Below are 17180 nucleotides of genomic sequence, written 5' to 3'. Positions count from 1 at the left end.
AGGACGGCCGTCCGGCGGGTCAGGCGAGCGCCAGGAACAGCTTCTCCAGCTCGGCGACGCTCATGGGCGGCTCGCCGCCCTGCCGCTCGGCGTCCTGGCAGTGCCGCAGGCCGGTGGCGACGATCTTGAAGCCGGCCCGGTCCAGGGCCTTGGAGACGGCGGCGAGCTGGGTGAGCACCTTCGTGCAGTCCTCCCCCGCCTCGATCATCGCGATCACGCCGGCCAGTTGACCGTGGGCGCGCTTGAGCCGGGTCAGCGCGTCACCCACCATGCCCTCGTTCAGCTCCATGCCTCCACAGTACCCCTGGGGGTATCGGGAAGCAAAGCGGGGGCGGGCAGGCGCGGCACCGCGGCGACCAGCTCCCGCGTGTACGGGTGCCGCGGCCCGGCGAACACCTCCCGCACGTCCCCCTCCTCCACCACCCGCCCGTCCTTCATGACCAGCACCCGGTCCGCGACGTGGTGCACCACGCCCAGGTCGTGCGAGATGAACACCATCGCGGTGCCGTACTCGGCCTGCACGTCCGCCAGCAGGTCGAGCACCTGGGCCTGCACCGAGACGTCCAGCGCGGACACCGGCTCGTCGCAGACGAGCACGTCCGGGCGCGGGCCGAGGGCGCGCGCGACGGCGACGCGCTGACGCTGCCCGCCGGACAGCTCGCGCGGGTGCCGGGCGGCGGTCCCCGCCGGCAGGCCCACCCGCTCCAGCAGGCCGAGCACGCGGGCGCGGCGCTCGCGGCGCGGCAGCCGCAGCGGCTCGGCGACCAGCCGGCCGACGGTGTGCCGGGGGTCGAAGGAGTCCAGGGGGTTCTGCGAGACGAGCTGGACGCGGGGCCGCGACGGGCGGCGGCGGCTCTCCCGCAGGCCGCTCCAGGGCCCGCCGTCCAGGGTGACCGCGCCGCGGTCGGGTTCGAGCAGGGCGAGCGCGAGCCGGGCGAGCGTGGTCTTGCCGGAGCCGGACTCGCCGACCACGCCCAGGGTCTCGCCGGGACGCAGCGCGAAGGAGACCTCGTCCACGGCCCGGCGCGGCCCGTACGAGCGGACCAGCCCGGTCCCGGCCAGCACCGGCGCGGCGCCGTCGCGGGGAGCGGGACGCGGCAGCGGGCCGCCGGTCGCCAGCCGGGTGCCGCGCGAGGCCGCGGACGGCACGGCGGCCAGCAGCGACCTGGTGTACTCGTGCGCGGGCGCGGCCAGCACGTCCGCCGCCCGGCCCGCCTCCACGACCCGGCCGTCCTTCATGACGAGGACGCGGTCGGCGATCGAGGCGACCACGGCGAGGTCGTGGCTGATCAGCAGCAGCGCGGTGCCGGCGGCCTTGCGCTCGGCCAGCAGCCGCAGGATCTGGGCCTGCACGGTCACGTCGAGCGCGGTCGTGGGCTCGTCGGCGATGATGAGGGCCGGGTCGGCGGCGACGGCCGAGGCGATGAGCACGCGCTGCCGCAGCCCGCCGGAGAGCTGGTGGGGCCGCTGCCCGGCGCGCAGCTCCGGCTCGGGCACGCCGACGGCCTCCAGCAGCTCCAGCACGCGGGCGGCGCGGCCGGACCTGGCCGTGACGCCGTGCGTGGCCAGCACCTCCGCGATCTCCGCGCCGGCGGTGCGCAGCGGGTCGAGCGAGACCAGCGCGTCCTGGAGCACGAGCCCGGCGAAGCGGCCGCGCAGCCGCCGCCAGTCGCCGGGGCCGAAGGCGCGCGCGTCCCGGCCGCCCACGGTGAACGCCGCGGCCCGCACCTCCGCCCCCGGCCCCGCCAGGCCGAGCAGCGTGCGCGCGGTGACGCTCTTGCCCGAGCCCGACTCGCCGACGACCGCCACGCACTCGCCGGGCGCGACCGACAGCGACACGCCGCGCACGACCTCGCGCCCGCCGAAGCCCACGCGCAGGTCCTCCACGGACACCAGGGCGCCCGTCATGGCGTCCTCCCTTCGAAACGGCGTTGCAGGCGCCGCCCGGCGACGGTCAGGCAGGCGACGGTGAGCGTGATCGCCAGGCCCGGGAACAGCGCCTCCCACCAGGCGACCCGCAGGTAGTTGCGGGCCTCGGAGAGCATCGCGCCCCACTCGGCGGCCGGCGGCTGCGGGCCCATGCCGAGGAAGCTGAGGCCGGAGCCGGCGATGACGGCGGTGCCGAGCCCGATCGTGGCGAGGACGGGGATCGGGCCGAGCACGTTCGGCAGCACGTGCCCGAGGACGACGGCCAGGCGGGGGCGGCCGAAGGTGACGGCCTGCTCGACGTAGCCGGCGCGGCGCACGACGAAGGTCTGGGCGCGGATCACGCGGGCGTAGGCCGGGATCTGCGCGACCGCGATCGCGAGGACCACGTTGGCGCTGCCCGGGCCGGTGATCGCCACGACGAGGAGGGCGAGCAGCAGCTCCGGCAGCGTGGACAGGACGTCGAACGCCCGGGCCAGCGTCTCGTCCAGCCAGGCCGGGGCCAGCCCGGCGGCCAGGCCGAGCAGCACGCCCGCCGACACGGCGAGCGCGGTGGCCGCCGCGCCGATGCCGAGCGAGTGGCGGGCGCCGTGCACGACCCTCGCGAGCACGTCGCGGCCGAGATGGTCGGCGCCGAGCCAGTGGCCGGGGCCGGGCGGGGCGAGCGCGGCCAGGGGGTCGGCGGCCAGCGGGTCCTGCCCCGCCAGCAGCCCGGGCGCCGCCACGGCCGCCCCCAGGACCGCCAGGAACGCCACCGCCGCCCAGAACCCCGGCCCCCGCCCGCCCCCGCCACGCCGCCGGACGACGCCGGGAGGGCTGAGGGTGACCTGGGGGTCGGAAGCGGGAGTGTCGCGGGTAGGGGCGGTCATCCGCGGCTCACCCCCTGATCCGCGGGTCGATGAGCCGGTAGGCGAGGTCGAGCAGGGTGCTGACGGCGACGTACACGACGGCCGACAGCAGCACGACCGCCATCACCACCGGCAGGTCCCGCCCGGACACGGCCTGGGTCGCCACCTGGCCCAGCCCCGGCCGCCCGAACAGCACCTCGGTGATCACCGCCCCGCCCAGCAGCGTCCCGATGAACCAGCCCGCCATGGTCACGGCCGGGATGAGCGCGTGCCGGAGCGCGTGCCGGACGACCAGCGCCCGCTCGGTGAGCCCGCGCGCCCGCGCCGTCACCGCGAACGGCTGCTCCAGCGCCCGTTCCAGCCCGCCGCGCAGCACCTGCCCGAGCACGCCCGCCAGGGGCAGCCCGAGCGCGAGCGCGGGCAGCACCAGCGCCCGTACCCCCTCCGCGCCCGAGACGGGGAACCAGCCGAGCGTGAAGGAGAACACCGTCAGCAGCACGATCCCGATGAGGAACGGCGGCACCGACACCGACACCAGTTCGGCCGCCGAGGCCGCGCCGCGCCACCACCGGCCGCGGCCCGCCGTGCCGACCGCGACGATCCCCGCCAGCAGGATCCCCGCGCCCGCCGCGGCCAGCGTGAGCTGCGCGGTGGGCCCGGCCTGCCCGGCCAGGATCTCGCCGACGCCGCGCTGGAGCTGGTAGGAGCGGCCGAGGTCGCCGTGCAGCAGCCGCCACAGGTAGGACAGGTACTGGACGATCTCGGGCCGGTCGAGCCCCCACTCGGCGACGATCCGGGCCCGGATCTCCGGCGTGTCGGGACCGTCGCCGACCAGGATGTCCACGGTGTCGCCGGGGGCGAGCAGCAGCGCCAGGTACGCGGCCGTGGCCGCCGCCCAGAGCACGCCGAGCCCGGTGGCCAGCCGCTTGATCATGTGCCGGTCCGCACGTCGTACGCGCTCGCGGGGGTGCCGGAGGCCGGGTCGAAGCCGAGCCCCTGCACGCTGCCGTGGGCGGCGATCTGGTCGGCGGGCACGTACAGCGGGAAGACGACGGCGTTCTCCCGCACCGCGGCCCGCTGCGCCTTGACGTAGAGGTCCTTGCGCTCGGCCTGGTCGGAGGTGGCGGAGGCGGCGGCGAGCCACCTGTCCACCCGGGGGTCCTTGAAGTGGGTGCGGTTGATGGCGGCCCCGGCCGGGAGGATGAGGTTGAGCGCGGCGCCGGCGTCGGAGTCGCCGCGGGAGTTGCCGAACAGCTCGTACGCGCCGTCGTCGAGGGCCTTCTGCGCGGCGCCCTGGTCCAGGATCCGCACCTGGAAGTCGATGCCGGCGCGCTGCTTGACCTGGGCCTGCACGGCCTGGGACAACACGTCGCGGCGGTCGCGGACGAACGGCGCCGAGGCGACCTCGCGCACGGTCAGCCGCCTGCCGTCCTTGGTGCGGTAGCCCTCGGCGTCGCGCCCGGTCCAGCCGGCCGCGTCCAGCAGGGCGTTGGCCTTGGCCGCGTCGCCGCCGAACGAGCCTTCGAGCGAGGCGTCGTAGAAGGGGCTCTTCTGCCCGACGATGCTCCACGCCCGGGTGGCGGTGCCCTGGTAGACGGCCTTGAGCACGGCGTCCACGTCCACGGCCGCGCGGAAGGCCTCCCTGACCCGCCGGTCGTCGAAGGGCGGGTGATCGGTGTTGAAGTAGTAGGAGTAGGCGGTGCCGGAGTTGAGCGAGGTCTTGAGCGTCAGCCGCGGGTCCTTCCGGATCAGCGCCACCTCGGTGGCGGGGACGCCCTCGATGACCTGCACCTGGCCGGAGGTGAGCGCGCCCACCCGGACGGCGGCCTCGCCCAGGAACCGGTAGGTGATCTCGGCGAGGTGCGCGGGGCCCTGGTGGGCGGCCCCGGCGGGCGGCCAGGCGTAGGCGGGGTTGCGGCGGTAGTGGATCTCCTGGCCCTGCACGTACCGGTCCAGGATGAACGGCCCGGTGCCGACCAGGTCGGGGCCGCCGAACTTGAGGTCCTTGGCGTTCTTGAGCGACTTCGGCGACACCTGGCCCGCGTAGGGGGAGGCGAGGAAGTCGAGGAACAGCGCGTCCGGCTCCTTGAGCGTGATCCGCAGCCGGTACGGCCCGGTCACCTCGGCCCGGTCGAAGGCGTGGAGCTGGATCGCGGCGACGGCGGCGTTGTAGCCGGGCACCTGGAACTGGTCGAGGTTGGCCTTGACCGCGGCGGCGTCGAACCTGGTGCCGTCGTGGAAGGTGACGTCCTCGCGCAGGTCCAGCGTGTACGTCCGGCCGTCGGCCGACACCTGCCACGCCTTGGCCAGCCACGGGTGGAAGGAGCCGTCGGCGGCGCGCGACAGCAGCGCGTCGAACTGGTTGAACACCAGCAGCCGGACCTTGTTCTGCGCCCACTGCTGCGGGTTGAGGGTGATCGGCTGGGTCTCGATCGCCCAGACGAGGCTCGCGGCGGCGGCCCCGGGCGCGGCCTGGGCCCCGCAGGCCGCGAGCGGCAGCAGCAGGAGCGCGGCGGCGATCAGGCGTCTCACGGCCGCTCCCAGGCTCCGGCGAGCAGCTCGTAGGAGCGCACGCGGTCGTCGTGGTCGTGGGTGATGGTGGTGACCAGCAGCTCGTCGGCCCCGGTCACCCGGCGCAGCACCCGCAGCCCGTCGGCGACCTGCTCGGGCGTGCCGACGAACTGGGTGTCGAGCCGGTCCTTGACCAGCTCGCGGTCGGCGTCGGTCCAGACGTGCGCGGCGGCCTCCTCGGGCGTCGGGTAGGGGATGGCCCCGGCGCCGCTGCGGATGCTGCGCACCCACAGCCCGTACGGGCGGGCCAGCTCGCGGGCCCGCTCCTCGGTGGCGGCCACGACGGCGTCGGCCGAGACGACAACGTACGGCTCGGCCAGCCCGGCGGACGGCTTGAACGCCTCGCGGTAGGCGTCCACGGCCTCCAGCACGCTGGAGGGGCTGACGTGGTAGTTGGCCGCGAACGGCAGCCCCCGCTCCCCCGCCACCCGGGCGCTCTGCCCGCCGCTGCTGCCGAGCACCCAGACCTGGAGGTCGGCGCCCTCGCCGGGCACCGCGCGGGCCTGGTGGGTGCCGGACAGGAAGGCGAGGACCTCGTCGATCTGGTCGGCGAAGTCCGGCGTGCGGGCGCCCGGCTGCTGGAGCAGCGTGGCCTGGTGGGCGAGGCGGGGGTGCCTGGCCAGGCGGGACCAGTCGAACGGCGGCGGGATGAGCAGCCCGTCCACGATCCTGGCGTCCCGCCGCTCCAGCGCGGGATTGGCGGCGGCCAGCTCGGCGCGGCGCTGGCCGGAGCGGCCGATGCCGAGGTCGACCCGGCCGGGGTGCAGCGCGTCGATGAGGCCGAACTGCTCGACGGCCGACAGCGGCGTCTGGTGGCCGAGCTGCACCGCCCCCGACCCGACGCGGATGCGAGTGGTGGCGGCGGCGATCAGCGCCGCCAGCACGGCCGGCGCCGAGCTGGCCACGCCGGGCGCGAAGTGGTGCTCGGCCACCCAGTAGCGGCGGTAGCCGAGCCGTTCGGCGTGCCTGGCCAGGTCGAGGGTGTTGCGCAGCGCGCCGGCGACGGTCCCGCCGGAGGGGACGGGGGCGAGGTCGAGGACGGACAGGGTCATGGCGTGCCTCCGGCTCCGGGGAAGGGCCTGCTCGGGATCTCCGCGCGCAGCACGGGCGCGATCTCGGCCTGGAACAGCTCCAGCGCGTCGCGGTGCTGCCCGGGGGTGAGCCCGTCGGCGTCGGCGGGCAGGTGCATGACCTCGTGGCCGAGCCGCTTGTGGTAGCGCAGCACCTTGTCCACGATCTGCTGCGGGCTGCCGACCAGGATCGAGCCGCGCCGGACGGCGTCCTCCAGGGTGGGGAAGACCACCGGCAGGCCGAGCCGGCGCTGCAGCGCCACCCGGGCGTCGAAGACGGGCCGGTACGTGGCGATCGCCTCCTGGGACGTGCGGGCCGCGTAGTAGCCGGCGCTGCCGGCGCCGACCAGCGCGGCGGCGGGGTCGTGGCCGTAGTGGGCCCAGCGTTCGCGGTAGTGCTCGACCAGCTCGGCGTAGGGGCCGACGGGGTGGGTGACGTTGGCCGAGAACAGCGGGTCGCCGTGGCGGGCGGCCAGGTCGACCGACTCCCTGCTGGTGGCGCTGCCGTGCCAGACCCGGATCGGCCGCTGGAGCGGGCGCGGCAGCGCCTCGGCCTCGCTCAGCGGCGGGCGGAACCGGCCGCTCCAGGTCACCCGGTCCTCCCGCCACAGGCGGCGGAACAGCTCGTAGCCCTCCCGGTTGCGCTCCCACTGGTCCTCGGGCGTGACGCCGAACAGCTTCGCCTGCGCGGCCCCGTTGCCCTTGCCGATGATCAGCTCCAGCCGGCCGCCGGACAGGTGGTCGAGCGTCGCGTAGTCCTCGAAGGCGCGCACCGGGTCGAGCAGGCTCAGCGTCGTGACCGCGGTGAACAGCCGGATCCTGGACGTGCGGGCCGCGATGTGGCTGAGCACGACCGGCGGCGAGGAGGACAGGAACGGCCGCTCGTGCCGCTCCCCCACCCCGAACCCGTCGAAGCCCAGCTCCTCGGCCAGCACCGCGTGGCCGACGACCTCGCGGAGGCGTTCGGTGGGCGAGCGGTCGTCGTGGTGCGCGATCAGGGTGATGGCGAGGAACTTCACGGCGCCGTCTCCGCGTACCTGCCGGCGGGGCGGGGCAGGCCGAGCAGGCCGCGCAGCGTGGCGGCCTCGTAGGCGTGCCGGAACGCGCCGCGGCGGCGCAGCTCGGCGGTCAGCCCGCGGGTGATGCGGAACAGGTCGTGCGGCAGCGCGCCGGGCCGCAGCCGGAAGCCCTCGATCCCGGTCCGCCGCCACTCCAGCAGCACCTCGGCCAGCTCGGCGGGGGTGCCGGTGAAGATCGCGGCGTCGGAGGCGAGCTCGGCCCCGTCGAGCTCGTCGAGCCGGGCCTTGCGGCGGCGGGCGGCCTGGCCGTCCTCGTCGAGGAACACCAGCAGGTCGGCGAAGATCTTCAGGTCGGGCGACAGGGCCCGGACCTCCTCGACGATGGCGCGGGCCTGCCCGGCGGAGTGCGGCGTGACGAGGACGACGTCCGCGGCGCGGGCGGCGAACTCGTACGGCAGCCGCGCGTGCGCCAGCGCGGCCACCACCGGCTGGCCCTGCGGCGGCCTGGGGGTGATGGAGGGGCCCTTGACGGAGAAGAAGCGCCCGGCGAAGTCGGCGTAGTGCAGCTTGCCGCGGTCCAGGAAGCGGCCGGTGGCCACGTCGCGGATCTCGGCGTCGTCCTCCCAGGAGTCCCAGAGCCGCCTGGCCACCTCGACGGCGTCGGCCGCCTCGGCGAACAGGTCGCGCACGTGCGGGTCGGCGGACAGGTCCGCGCCGCCGGGCCGGTTCAGCACCTGGTCGAGCGGCGGGAACTCGCGGCGGCCGAAGTGCGCGGCCTCGCTCGCGCGGGGCGAGACCTGGGGCCGCCAGCCGGCCCGGCCGCCGCTGACGTGGTCGAGCGTGGCGATGCCGATCGCGACGTGGAACGGCTCGGTGTGCGTGGTGGTGGCGGTCGGCACCAGCCCGATCCGGGTGGTGAGCGGGGCCAGCCGGGCGGCCAGCAGCACCGCGTCGAACCGGCCGCGCACCTGGTCGGTGCGGTCGTCGGGGCCGTCGGGCAGGGTGGACTGCAGGCCGAGGGCGTCCTCGATGGTGACGAGGTCGAGCAGGCCGCGCTCGGCCTCGGCCAGCAGCCCCGCCCAGTGGGCCGGGGAGAAGACGTCCGCCGGCGACTCGCGCCACGCGGCGGGGTGCCAGCCCGCGCCGTCCAGCGCCACGGCGAGGTGCAGGGTCATTCCAGCTCCAGGTGTTCGCGCAGGGTGGTGCCGGTGTAGCCGGCGCGGACGGCGCCGCGCTCGCGCAGCAGCGGCACCACGCGGTCCACGAAGTCGTCGAGACCGCCGGGGGTCAGGTGGGGCACCAGGATGAAGCCGTCGGCGGCGCCGGCCTGGACGTGCTCGTCGATCTGCCTGGCCACGCTCTGCGGGGTGCCGACGAACGTCTGCCGGCCGGTCACCTCGATCACCAGCTCGCGGATGCTGAGCTTCTTCTCCTCGGCGAGCGCCCGCCAGCGGGCGGCGACCCCGGCCCGGTCCTTGATCGCGACCCGGCCCTGGGAGAGGTCGCTGGACAGGTCGGGCTCGACGGCGGGGAACGGTCCATCGGGGTCGTGGCCGGACAGGTCGCGGCCCCACACCTGCTCGAGGAAGGCGATCGCGGTCTGGGGGCTCACCTGCTGCCGGCGGATGACGGCGGCGTTCTCGGCGGCCTCCGCCTCGGTGTCGCCCAGCGCGTACGTCGCCGCCGGCATGATCTTGAGCTGGTGCGGCTTCCTGCCGTACCTGGCCAGGCGGGCCTTGACGTCGGCGTAGAACGCCTTGCCCTCGGCCAGGCCGCCGTGCCTGCTGAAGACGACGTCGGCCTCGGCGGCGGCGAACTCCCTGCCCTCGTCGGAGTCGCCCGCCTGGATGATCACCGGCCGGCCCTGCGGGCTGCGCGGCAGGGTGAACCGGCCGCGGATCGAGAAGTGCCGGCCGCGGTGCTCGACCTCGCCGATCGAGCCGGGCCGGACGAACACGCCGGCCTCCCGGTCGGCGGCGACCGCGTCCGGCTCCCAGGAGTCCCACAGGCGGCGGGCCAGGCGCACGAACTCGGCCGCCCGCTCGTAGCGGTCGGCGTGGTCCAGGAAGCCGCCGCGGCGGAAGTTCGCGCCGGTGAAGGCGTCGGAGGTGGTGACCACGTTCCACCCGGCCCGGCCGCCGCTCAGGTGGTCGAGCGTGGCCAGGCGGCGGGCCAGCTCGTACGGCTCGTTGAAGGTGGCGTTGACGGTGCCGGCGAGGCCGAGCCGGTCGGTCACGGCGGCGAGCGCGCTGAGCACGGTCAGCGACTCGGGGCGGCCGGCCACGTCCAGGTCGTGGATGCGGCCCTTCAGCTCGCGCAGCCGCAGCCCCTCGGCCAGGAAGAAGAAGTCGAACCCGCCGCGCTCGGCCGTCCGCGCCAGGTGGGCGAAGGAGGAGAAGGCGATCTGGCTGCCGGAGCGGGGGTCGGCCCAGACGGTGGTGTTGTTGACGCCGGGGAAGTGGGCGGCCAGGTGCACGCGGCGGCGGGTCATGCGCCGCGCCCGTGCGGCTGGTCCCAGGCGGCGGGCAGGCCCTCGGTCGTCTCGCGGAAGGCGGGACGCTGGTAGAGGTCGCGGGCGTAGGGCCACAGGTGCTCGAAGTCGCGCAGCTCGCGCTCGCTGACCAGGTGGCCGCGGTTGTGCTCGGCGTCGAACCTGGCCAGCGTCACCCACAGCCGCACGTCGGCCTCGGTGATGGTGGCGCCGGTCAGGAAGCGGTGCTCGGCCAGGCGCTCGTCGAGGCGTTCCAGGGCGGCCACGACGCGGTGGCGCTCGGTCTCGCGCTCGTCCTCGGTGGCGGCGCGGGCCACGCGGGTGACGCCGGTGTTCACGTCGTGGTAGATCCAGCCGTTGAGGGTGTTGATCTCGGGACGGAGGGCGTCCGGGTACAGGTCGACCGAGGTGTCCGCCCACCGCTCGAACTGGGTGGCGAGGTCGAGCGTGATGTCGGGGAAGTTGTTGCTGACGATGCCGCCGGTGTGCCGGTCCCACAGGACGGGCACCGAGATGTGCCCGCCGTAGCCCTTCTCGGTGGCGTCGTAGGCCTGTTCGAGCAGGGTGAAGCCGTTGACCGGGTCGGGGCCGCGGCGTTCCCTGAACGCCCAGCCGCGGCCGTCGCGCTCGTCGTCCACGTACGACAGCGACACGACGTCCTCCAGGCCCTTGAGCTTGCGGACGATGGCGGCGCGGTGCGCGTACGGGCAGACCCAGGCGACGTAGAGGTGGTAGCGGCCCGGCTCGGCGCGGAAGCCGCTCGACCCGTCGGCGGTGACGCGGCCCTGGAAGGGGTAGAGGGGGCGGTTCCAGTCGGGTGACAGGTGCAGGCGGCCGGGGCCGTAGTGGCCGTAGGCGACGTGGTCGACGGGGCCGGCGTAGACCGGCTGCCGGAGGGTGGTGGTCACTCGTGCTCCAGGTCAGGATGCGGGGTGGGCCAGGAAGCGGCCGAAGCGGCCCTGGTGGTAGAGCAGCGGCCGGCCGGCGCCGTGCACGCGGGCCTCGGCGACCAGGCCCACGACCAGCACGTGGTCGCCGACGTCGGCGGTCTCGTACGGCAGGCAGATGAGGTGGGCGGAGACGTCCTGCAGCAGCGGGGCGCCGAGCGGGCCGGCCCGCCAGCGGGTGGGCTCGGCGAAGCGGTCCACGCCCTTGCGGGCGAAGCGGGTGGCCAGCTCGGCCTGGTCGCTGGCCAGGATGTTGACCGCGAAGTGGTCGGCGGCGCCGAGCCGCGGCCAGGTGGTGGAGGCGCGGTCGACGTAGAAGGAGACGAGCGGGGGGTCGAGGCTGACGGAGGAGAAGGAGGTGGCGGTCAGGCCGACGGGGGCGCCGGCGTGCTGGGCGGTGATGACGACGACGCCGCTGGCGTGGACGGCCAGGGCCTCCCGGAAGTCGTCGGCGGTGACGGGGCGGCCGGTGCGGGCGTCCGGCAGGGTGTGGGTCATGCGCGCGTCCCCGCCGGGGACGTGCCGCTGGACATGGTCGGAGGCTGGGTCACGAGAAGGTTCCTCACGGATGGTTCCTCATGGGAGGCAGGCGCGGGTCGCGGTGGGCGTCGCCTGGCGACTGGGCGTGGGCGGCGGTGGCCACGCCGGAGCACGAGGGTGGGTGGGCGGTGACGGAGTCCGTGATCAGCGACACTGGGCGCTGGCGACGTGGCCGTGGTCCACGTGGGGGCGCCTGGTCAGGAGGATGCCCTGGCTCATGTCCTCGACGTTAGATCGCGCCCGGCCGTAAGTCAATATTCCCTACTGGTTTTAACGGGAATTGGTGGCTCGAAGCGGGCCGGATCCGCGCAGTACTCCTGGACGGCGGCGGCGAAGCGGGCCGCGTGGAAGCCGTCGGTGTAGCGGTGATCGAAGGTCGCGGTGAGCGTCAGCACCGGGCGGGCGACGACCTCGCCCGCCACCGCCACCGGCCGCTCCCGCACCGCGCCGACCAGCACCAGCACCGGGATCCGGTAGAAGTCGCCGAGCGGCGAGAAGGCGCGGTCGATCCCCCACATGCCCACCGACGTGACCATCGCGCCGCCGAACGGCTGGCGGGGCAGGCCGAGCCGGGACAGGTCCAGGTCGAGATCGGAGGTGAGCCAGGCGGACAGCAGCAGCGCCGGGCGCAGCAGCCACCGCGGCACGCGGGCCATCAGCGACTTGGCCGGGCCCAGCTCGGGGTCCACGCCCTCGGCCAGCCTGGAGCGGCGGGCGCTCAGCTCCCCGGCGACGGCGGTGACCGGCTTGCGGTCGGCGTCGCGGACCTTCAGCCCGGTCAGCTCGTGGCCGCCGCCGGTCGCCACGATGAAGAACACGTCCACGCTCTCGCGCGGGCGCAGCCGGCCGCGGGCCAGGCGGACGCGCAGCTCGGGGACGGCCGCCAAGGCGTGCGCCACCGCCCGCCCGGCCAGGTGCGTCATCGTGACGCGCACGCCCGTCGCCTGCCTGACGTCCTCCTGGAAGGCGAGCAGGGGCGTGGCGTCCAGGTCCAGCTCGCCGTAGAACTGGGGGTCGCGGGGCGGGCGCCAGCCGGCCATCGCCAGCCGCCGCCAGCCGCTCAGGCGTGGGGACATACCTCCATGGCAGTCCGCGGGGACGCGCCGCGCACCGGCCGAACGTCCCCCCTCCCCCGGGACCTCCGCCCCCTGCTGCCGTCCGCCCTGGGCCGGGGACGCGGTCGCGCGGGTCAGGGGATCGCGGTGAGGGGCTTGAGCAGCGCCTGCTGGACCATGCGCCCGAGGTCGGCGGCGGTGACCATGCCGACCACCCGCCCGCCCTCGACGACCACGGCCGGCAGCGGGCCGCCCCGCGTCCCGGCCGGCCCGGCGCTCTCCAGGAGGGTCACGGCCGCGTCGTCCGGGGACACGACCCGGGGCGCCGGCCGGCCGCCCGTCAGCGTCCCGACCCGGGTGGCGGCCCGGCGAGCCGGGGGCACGGCGAGCAGCGTCTCCAGCGAGAGGGCCCCGACCGGCGTCCCCGCGAACCCGACGACGGGGAAGACCGACTGGCGGGAGCCGAGCACCACGCCGGTGACCAGGTCCTGCACGCTCATCCAGGACGGCGCCAGATCGGGATCGGCCGTCATCACGTCCCTGACGAGCACCCCGCCGAGCCCCTGCCGGGCGGCCCGGCCCGTCGCCTCGCCCCTGGCCGCGGTCATGATGTACCAGCCGGTGACCAGCAGCCACAGGCCGGCGAGCCAGTTCCAGGCCCACATGGCGGCGAACGCCAGCAGCGACAGGCCGGCGCCGAGCCCGTAGCCCGCGCGGGCCGTGGCGGCGTCCGCGCGCCCGCGGTCGCCGTAGTGCCGCCACAGCAGGGCGTGCAGCACCCGCCCGCCGTCGAGCGGGCTGCCCGGCAGCAGGTTGAACGCGCCGATCAGCAGGTTCATCGCCGCCAGCCAGGACACGGCGGGGCCCGCCGGCCCCGTCGCGGGCAGCAGGGTCCCGCCCGCGAGCGCGAGGCCGCCCAGCGCGAGGCTCGTGACGGGCCCGGCGACGGCCGTCTCCAGCTCGATCCTGGGCGTCGGCGGCTCGCCGCGGAACTCGGTGACGCCGCCCAGCACCCACAGCGTGACGGACACCACCTCCAGGCCGCGACGCCGCGCCACCAGGGCGTGGGCCAGCTCGTGCGCCAGCAGCGAGGCCATCAGCAGCAGGCCGGTCGCGACGCCGGCGGCCCAGTCCGCCGCCGGCCCTGACCCGGGCGCGACGGCCGGCAGCACCACGCCGCCGAGGACCCCCGCCACCAGCAGGACGACGCCGAGCGCGGACCAGTGAGCGCCGACCGGGACGCCGGCCACCCGGCCGAGGCGCAGGCTCTGCCTCATGAGCCGATGATCGGCCGGGGCCGGCGAGCCGATCCAGAGGCGTTCCGCCCACCCCCGACGGGACTTTCGCCCCAGGGCCCGCGCCGCTCACCCTGGCGCCACTCACCCTGGCGCCGCTCGCCCTCGCGCCACTCACCCTCGCGCCACTCACCCTCGCGCTACTCACCCCCGCGCCACTCACCCCCGCGCCACTCACCCCCGCGCCACTCACCCCCGCGCCACTCACCCCCGCGCCACTCACCCCCGCGCCACTCACCCTCGCGCCGACCGCCCCTGGGGCGGAGACGCCGGCCGTCCTGGCGCGGCACGAAGAGGCCGCCGGGGAGGCCCGTTCCCGCGCGCGGGTGCGAGGTCCGGAGGTGGGGAGGTGGGGAGGTGGGAGGCGGGGCGCGGCCGTCAGATCTCGCGGCGGGTGGCCAGCAGGACCGCGCCGGTGAGCGCGCCCGCCGCCAGGGCCGCCGTCAGCCCGGCGCACGGCAGCAGCCCCAGCCCCGCGCCCGGCCCGCCGCGCACCAGCTCCTCCATCGCGCCCGCCAGCCGGGTCGGCAGCCAGGGAGCGCCGGTCAGCCCGTCCACGGCGGCCACGGCGAGCAGGACCGCCAGCGTCGCGCCGGCCGTGGCGAGCACGCCCCGGGTCAGCGCGGCGGCCAGCGCGGTGAGCGCCACCGCGAACGCCAGGAACAGCGCCCCGCACGCCATCCCGGCCAGCATCGGCCCGGCCGGCAGGGGGCCGATGAGCACGGCGGTCTCGTACCAGGCGGCCAGCGCGCCGAGGACCAGGCCCGCCGCGGCGGCCCCGGTCGTGACCAGGTAGGCGGGCAGCAGGATGGGGGCCGCGCCGCGTACCCGGGTGCGCAGGAAGACCGCCATCTCGCGGCGGGCGTCGAACGCCAGCGCCGCGGCGGCCACCAGCACCACGACCAGCAGGCCGATCTGGGAGGCGTTCGCGGTGAACTGGGCGACGCCGTCGGCGGGCGTGGGCGGCGGGAACTCCACCCGCACGCCCCCGGTGCCGAGCCGGCCCAGGATCTCGCTGAGGTAGCGGGCGGTCAGCGGGCCGGTGAGGCCGAAGAACACGTACGCGCCGAGGACGGCGACCAGCCGCCGGGTGCGGATCAGCCGCAGCCATTCCAGCCGCCACAGGGTCATGACGTCAGCTCCAGGAACACGTCCTCCAGGTCGGCGGCCTGGGGCGCGAGGCTCACCACGCGGGCGCCGCAGTCCGCGAGCGCGCCGGGCAGCCGCCGTTCCGCCTCCTCCAGGCTGCGGACGGTCACGCGCAGCCGCTGCCCGTCCAGCGCCTCGACGCCGCGCACCCAGCCGAGGCCGCGCAGCGCGGCGGCGGCGGGCGCGGCCGGCGGGCGCAACCGCACCAGGTAGGCGGGCACCGCCCGGCCCACCAGCAGCTCGGCCAGCGGCCCCTGGAACAGCAGCCGGCCCTCCCGCAGGATGCCGACCGTGTCGCACACCTCCTGCACGTCGGCCAGGATGTGGCTGGACAGGACCACGGTGGCCTTGCCGCGCAGGTTCGCGATGAGGTCGAGCACCTCCCGCCGGCCCGCCGGGTCGAGCGCGGAGGCGGGCTCGTCGAGCAGCAGCAGCCCGGGCCGGCCGACGACGGTGGCGGCCAGGCCGAGCCGTTGCAGCATGCCGCGCGAGTAGCCGCCGACGCGCCGGTCGGCCGCCGCGGTCAGCTCGGCGTCGGCCAGCACCTCGTCCTCGCGGCCCGCGGGCTCGCCGGGGGCGGTGAGGCGCCGGGCCAGCGCCACCACCTCGCGGCCGGTCAGCCACGGCTCGAACTGCGGCGTGTCGGGCAGCAACGCCACCCGTCCGCGCGGCACGGCGAGGTCGACCCGGCCGGCGGACGGCCTGCGCAGCCCGGCCAGCACGGCCAGCAGCGTGGTCTTGCCGGCTCCGTTCGGGCCGACGAGCCCGTAGACGGCGCCCTCGGGCACGGCCAGCTCGACCCCGGCCAGCGCGACGTGCGGCCCGTACCGTTTGTCCAGGCCGTGCGTCGCGACGGCGGCCGTCTCCCGGGGGCCCGTCACCGGGGCTCCCTCCCGACGAGGAGGTAGACGATCCCGCCGAGCGGCACGGACGCGACGCAGATCAGCGCCCACGCCCACTTGGGCAGGTAACGCACCCGGGACCGGGCCAGGTCCACCAGGCAGTAGGCGAGGAACAGCCCGAGGACGACGACCAGCGGCGCGAGCGCCGCGACCGGGATGTCGAGGCGGTTCATGGCCGGCCTCCTCCGGACGAGGCCGCCCGGCCCTCCGCCCGGCCCTCCGCCCGGCCCTCCGCCTGATCCTCCGCACGGGGCGCCCGGACCACGGCGAGCGGGCAGCGCGCCCGGTGCAGCAGGCCCGTGCTGACCGAGCCGCGCAGCGCCGACGACAGCCCGCCGAGGCCGCGGCAGCCGACCACGAGCAGCGCGGCCCCGCGCGAGGCGCGGGCGAGGGCCTGCACGGGCGGCCCGGCGACCAGCGACTCGACGATCTCGACGTCGGGGTGCCGGGCCCGCCACGGCGCGAGCAGGTCCTCCAGGGTGGCCGACAGCGTGCGGTGCGGCGCGGGCCGGCGGCCGAGCGAGGGCGTGACGAGCGCGAGCGCCTGCTCCGCGTGGACCGCGCGCACCCGGACACCGCGCGCCCGGGCCTGCGTCACGGCGTAGGCGAGCGCCGCCTCGGCGTCGGCCGACCCGTCGTAGCCCGCGACGACCTCGCCTCCGGCCATGCCGCCCCGGGCCCCGGTCACCTCGCCTCCGGCCATGCCGCCCCGGCCCGCGACGACCTCGCCACCGGCCGCGCCGCCCCGGCCCGCGACGACCTCGCCTCCGGCCATGCCGCCCCGGCCCGCGACGATCCTGTCACCGGTCACGACGACCTTGTCGCCGGCCGAGCCGTCCGGCTGCCTGACGATCACCACCGGGCAGGGCACGTGGCCCGCCAGCGCGTTGCCGGCCGAGCCCGTCACGAGCCCGGCCAGGCCGCCCAGCCCGTAGCTGCCCAGCACCAGGGTGTCGGCGGTGTCCGCCTCGGTGCGCAGGCGTTCGAGGACCGCGCCGGTGATCAGCACGCTCTCCGGCTCCAGCCCGGGGACGCGTGCCCTGGCCCGCTCCACGGCCGCGTGCAGCAGCGCCTCGCCCTGGGCGGTCCTCGTCTGGTGGGCCCAGGCGGCGGTCACGGGGTGCTCGGCCGCCCACGGCTCACGTACGTGCACGACCCGCAGACCGAGCCCGCGCCTGGCGGCGTCGTCGGCCGCCCAGTCCAGCGCCAGGTTCGCCGCGTCCGAGCCGTCCACGCCGGCCACGACCCGTCGGCGGACCGCCGGGTCTCTCGTCGGAATCCTCATCGCCGGCCTCCTCTCCACGAACCGCCGCGCGGCCGCTTCCCGGCCCCCGGCGACGCGAGCGCGGGCAGGGGCTCGTCCCGGT

17 protein-coding genes are annotated in these 17180 nt (G+C 76.3%); all 17 read right to left on the bottom strand.

Features of this window, described 5'->3' with window-relative positions:
* Nucleotides 1-19: 19 nt before the first annotated feature.
* Nucleotides 20-289, bottom strand: a complete 270-nt coding sequence (locus MF672_RS35055; RefSeq protein ID WP_242383922.1) for a metal-sensitive transcriptional regulator — start codon at nt 287-289, stop codon at nt 20-22.
* Complete coding sequence (locus MF672_RS35050; RefSeq protein ID WP_247815571.1) at nt 280-1908, bottom strand: dipeptide ABC transporter ATP-binding protein; 1629 nt, start codon at nt 1906-1908, stop codon at nt 280-282. Before MF672_RS35050 ends, MF672_RS35055 begins: the two co-directional genes overlap by 10 nt.
* Entirely contained in the window at nt 1905-2795 is an 891-nt protein-coding gene (locus tag MF672_RS35045) for an ABC transporter permease (RefSeq protein ID WP_247815570.1), read from the bottom strand. Before MF672_RS35045 ends, MF672_RS35050 begins: the two co-directional genes overlap by 4 nt.
* Nucleotides 2796-2802: 7 nt before the next feature.
* Nucleotides 2803-3708 carry an ABC transporter permease gene (locus MF672_RS35040; RefSeq protein ID WP_242381229.1) on the bottom strand — a complete coding sequence of 302 codons (906 nt, stop codon included), beginning with the start codon at nt 3706-3708 and terminating at the stop codon, nt 2803-2805.
* Nucleotides 3705-5306, bottom strand: coding sequence for an ABC transporter substrate-binding protein (locus tag MF672_RS35035; RefSeq protein ID WP_242381228.1), 1602 nt, complete (start codon nt 5304-5306; stop codon nt 3705-3707). Before MF672_RS35035 ends, MF672_RS35040 begins: the two co-directional genes overlap by 4 nt.
* Nucleotides 5303-6397 carry an MsnO8 family LLM class oxidoreductase gene (locus MF672_RS35030; RefSeq protein ID WP_242381227.1) on the bottom strand — a complete coding sequence of 365 codons (1095 nt, stop codon included), beginning with the start codon at nt 6395-6397 and terminating at the stop codon, nt 5303-5305. Before MF672_RS35030 ends, MF672_RS35035 begins: the two co-directional genes overlap by 4 nt.
* Nucleotides 6394-7434 carry an LLM class flavin-dependent oxidoreductase gene (locus MF672_RS35025; protein ID WP_242381226.1) on the bottom strand — a complete coding sequence of 347 codons (1041 nt, stop codon included), beginning with the start codon at nt 7432-7434 and terminating at the stop codon, nt 6394-6396. The genes MF672_RS35030 and MF672_RS35025 overlap by 4 nt, the downstream gene beginning before the upstream one ends.
* Complete coding sequence (locus tag MF672_RS35020; RefSeq protein WP_242381225.1) at nt 7431-8609, bottom strand: LLM class flavin-dependent oxidoreductase; 1179 nt, start codon at nt 8607-8609, stop codon at nt 7431-7433. Before MF672_RS35020 ends, MF672_RS35025 begins: the two co-directional genes overlap by 4 nt.
* Nucleotides 8606-9925, bottom strand: coding sequence for an NtaA/DmoA family FMN-dependent monooxygenase (locus MF672_RS35015; RefSeq protein ID WP_242381224.1), 1320 nt, complete (start codon nt 9923-9925; stop codon nt 8606-8608). The genes MF672_RS35020 and MF672_RS35015 overlap by 4 nt, the downstream gene beginning before the upstream one ends.
* Nucleotides 9922-10833 carry a glutathione S-transferase C-terminal domain-containing protein gene (locus tag MF672_RS35010; protein WP_242381223.1) on the bottom strand — a complete coding sequence of 304 codons (912 nt, stop codon included), beginning with the start codon at nt 10831-10833 and terminating at the stop codon, nt 9922-9924. Before MF672_RS35010 ends, MF672_RS35015 begins: the two co-directional genes overlap by 4 nt.
* A 12-nt stretch (nt 10834-10845) precedes the next feature.
* Entirely contained in the window at nt 10846-11370 is a 525-nt protein-coding gene (locus tag MF672_RS35005) for a flavin reductase family protein (protein WP_242381222.1), read from the bottom strand.
* A gap of 293 nt (nt 11371-11663) precedes the next feature.
* A complete protein-coding gene (locus tag MF672_RS35000; protein ID WP_242381221.1) occupies nt 11664-12488 on the bottom strand; it encodes a 2-oxo acid dehydrogenase subunit E2 in 825 nt (274 codons plus the stop codon).
* Nucleotides 12489-12601: 113 nt separating this feature from the next.
* A complete protein-coding gene (locus MF672_RS34995; RefSeq protein WP_242381220.1) occupies nt 12602-13744 on the bottom strand; it encodes a site-2 protease family protein in 1143 nt (380 codons plus the stop codon).
* A 396-nt stretch (nt 13745-14140) separates the two neighbouring features.
* On the bottom strand, nt 14141-14893 hold the full coding sequence (locus tag MF672_RS34990; RefSeq protein WP_242381219.1) for a hypothetical protein: 753 nt from the start codon (nt 14891-14893) through the stop codon (nt 14141-14143).
* Nucleotides 14890-15792 carry an ABC transporter ATP-binding protein gene (locus tag MF672_RS34985; protein ID WP_242381218.1) on the bottom strand — a complete coding sequence of 301 codons (903 nt, stop codon included), beginning with the start codon at nt 15790-15792 and terminating at the stop codon, nt 14890-14892. The genes MF672_RS34990 and MF672_RS34985 overlap by 4 nt, the downstream gene beginning before the upstream one ends.
* The gene (locus tag MF672_RS34980; RefSeq protein WP_242381217.1) at nt 15789-15986 is read right to left on the bottom strand and encodes a PLD nuclease N-terminal domain-containing protein; all 198 of its coding nucleotides are present in this window, start codon (nt 15984-15986) and stop codon (nt 15789-15791) included. Before MF672_RS34980 ends, MF672_RS34985 begins: the two co-directional genes overlap by 4 nt.
* Nucleotides 15983-17098, bottom strand: a complete 1116-nt coding sequence (locus MF672_RS34975; RefSeq protein ID WP_242381216.1) for a universal stress protein — start codon at nt 17096-17098, stop codon at nt 15983-15985. Before MF672_RS34975 ends, MF672_RS34980 begins: the two co-directional genes overlap by 4 nt.
* Between the last annotated feature and the right edge of the window lie 82 nt (nt 17099-17180).

The sequence above is a fragment of the Actinomadura luzonensis genome (genome assembly GCF_022664455.2).
GTDB lineage: Bacteria > Actinomycetota > Actinomycetes > Streptosporangiales > Streptosporangiaceae > Nonomuraea > Nonomuraea luzonensis.
Note: the sequence above shows the minus strand (reverse complement) of the source record. Positions and strands in the feature narration are given on the sequence as shown.

Coding starts and splice junctions, on each gene's coding strand:
- MF672_RS35055 (WP_242383922.1), bottom strand. CDS start 289: ATGGAGCTGAACGAGGGCATGGTGGGTGACGCGCTGACCCGGCTCAAG.
- MF672_RS35050 (WP_247815571.1), bottom strand. CDS start 1,908: ATGACGGGCGCCCTGGTGTCCGTGGAGGACCTGCGCGTGGGCTTCGGC.
- MF672_RS35045 (WP_247815570.1), bottom strand. CDS start 2,795: ATGACCGCCCCTACCCGCGACACTCCCGCTTCCGACCCCCAGGTCACC.
- MF672_RS35040 (WP_242381229.1), bottom strand. CDS start 3,708: ATGATCAAGCGGCTGGCCACCGGGCTCGGCGTGCTCTGGGCGGCGGCC.
- MF672_RS35030 (WP_242381227.1), bottom strand. CDS start 6,397: ATGACCCTGTCCGTCCTCGACCTCGCCCCCGTCCCCTCCGGCGGGACC.
- MF672_RS35020 (WP_242381225.1), bottom strand. CDS start 8,609: ATGACCCTGCACCTCGCCGTGGCGCTGGACGGCGCGGGCTGGCACCCC.
- MF672_RS35015 (WP_242381224.1), bottom strand. CDS start 9,925: ATGACCCGCCGCCGCGTGCACCTGGCCGCCCACTTCCCCGGCGTCAAC.
- MF672_RS35005 (WP_242381222.1), bottom strand. CDS start 11,370: ATGACCCACACCCTGCCGGACGCCCGCACCGGCCGCCCCGTCACCGCC.
- MF672_RS35000 (WP_242381221.1), bottom strand. CDS start 12,488: ATGTCCCCACGCCTGAGCGGCTGGCGGCGGCTGGCGATGGCCGGCTGG.
- MF672_RS34995 (WP_242381220.1), bottom strand. CDS start 13,744: ATGAGGCAGAGCCTGCGCCTCGGCCGGGTGGCCGGCGTCCCGGTCGGC.
- MF672_RS34990 (WP_242381219.1), bottom strand. CDS start 14,893: ATGACCCTGTGGCGGCTGGAATGGCTGCGGCTGATCCGCACCCGGCGG.
- MF672_RS34980 (WP_242381217.1), bottom strand. CDS start 15,986: ATGAACCGCCTCGACATCCCGGTCGCGGCGCTCGCGCCGCTGGTCGTC.
- MF672_RS34975 (WP_242381216.1), bottom strand. CDS start 17,098: ATGAGGATTCCGACGAGAGACCCGGCGGTCCGCCGACGGGTCGTGGCC.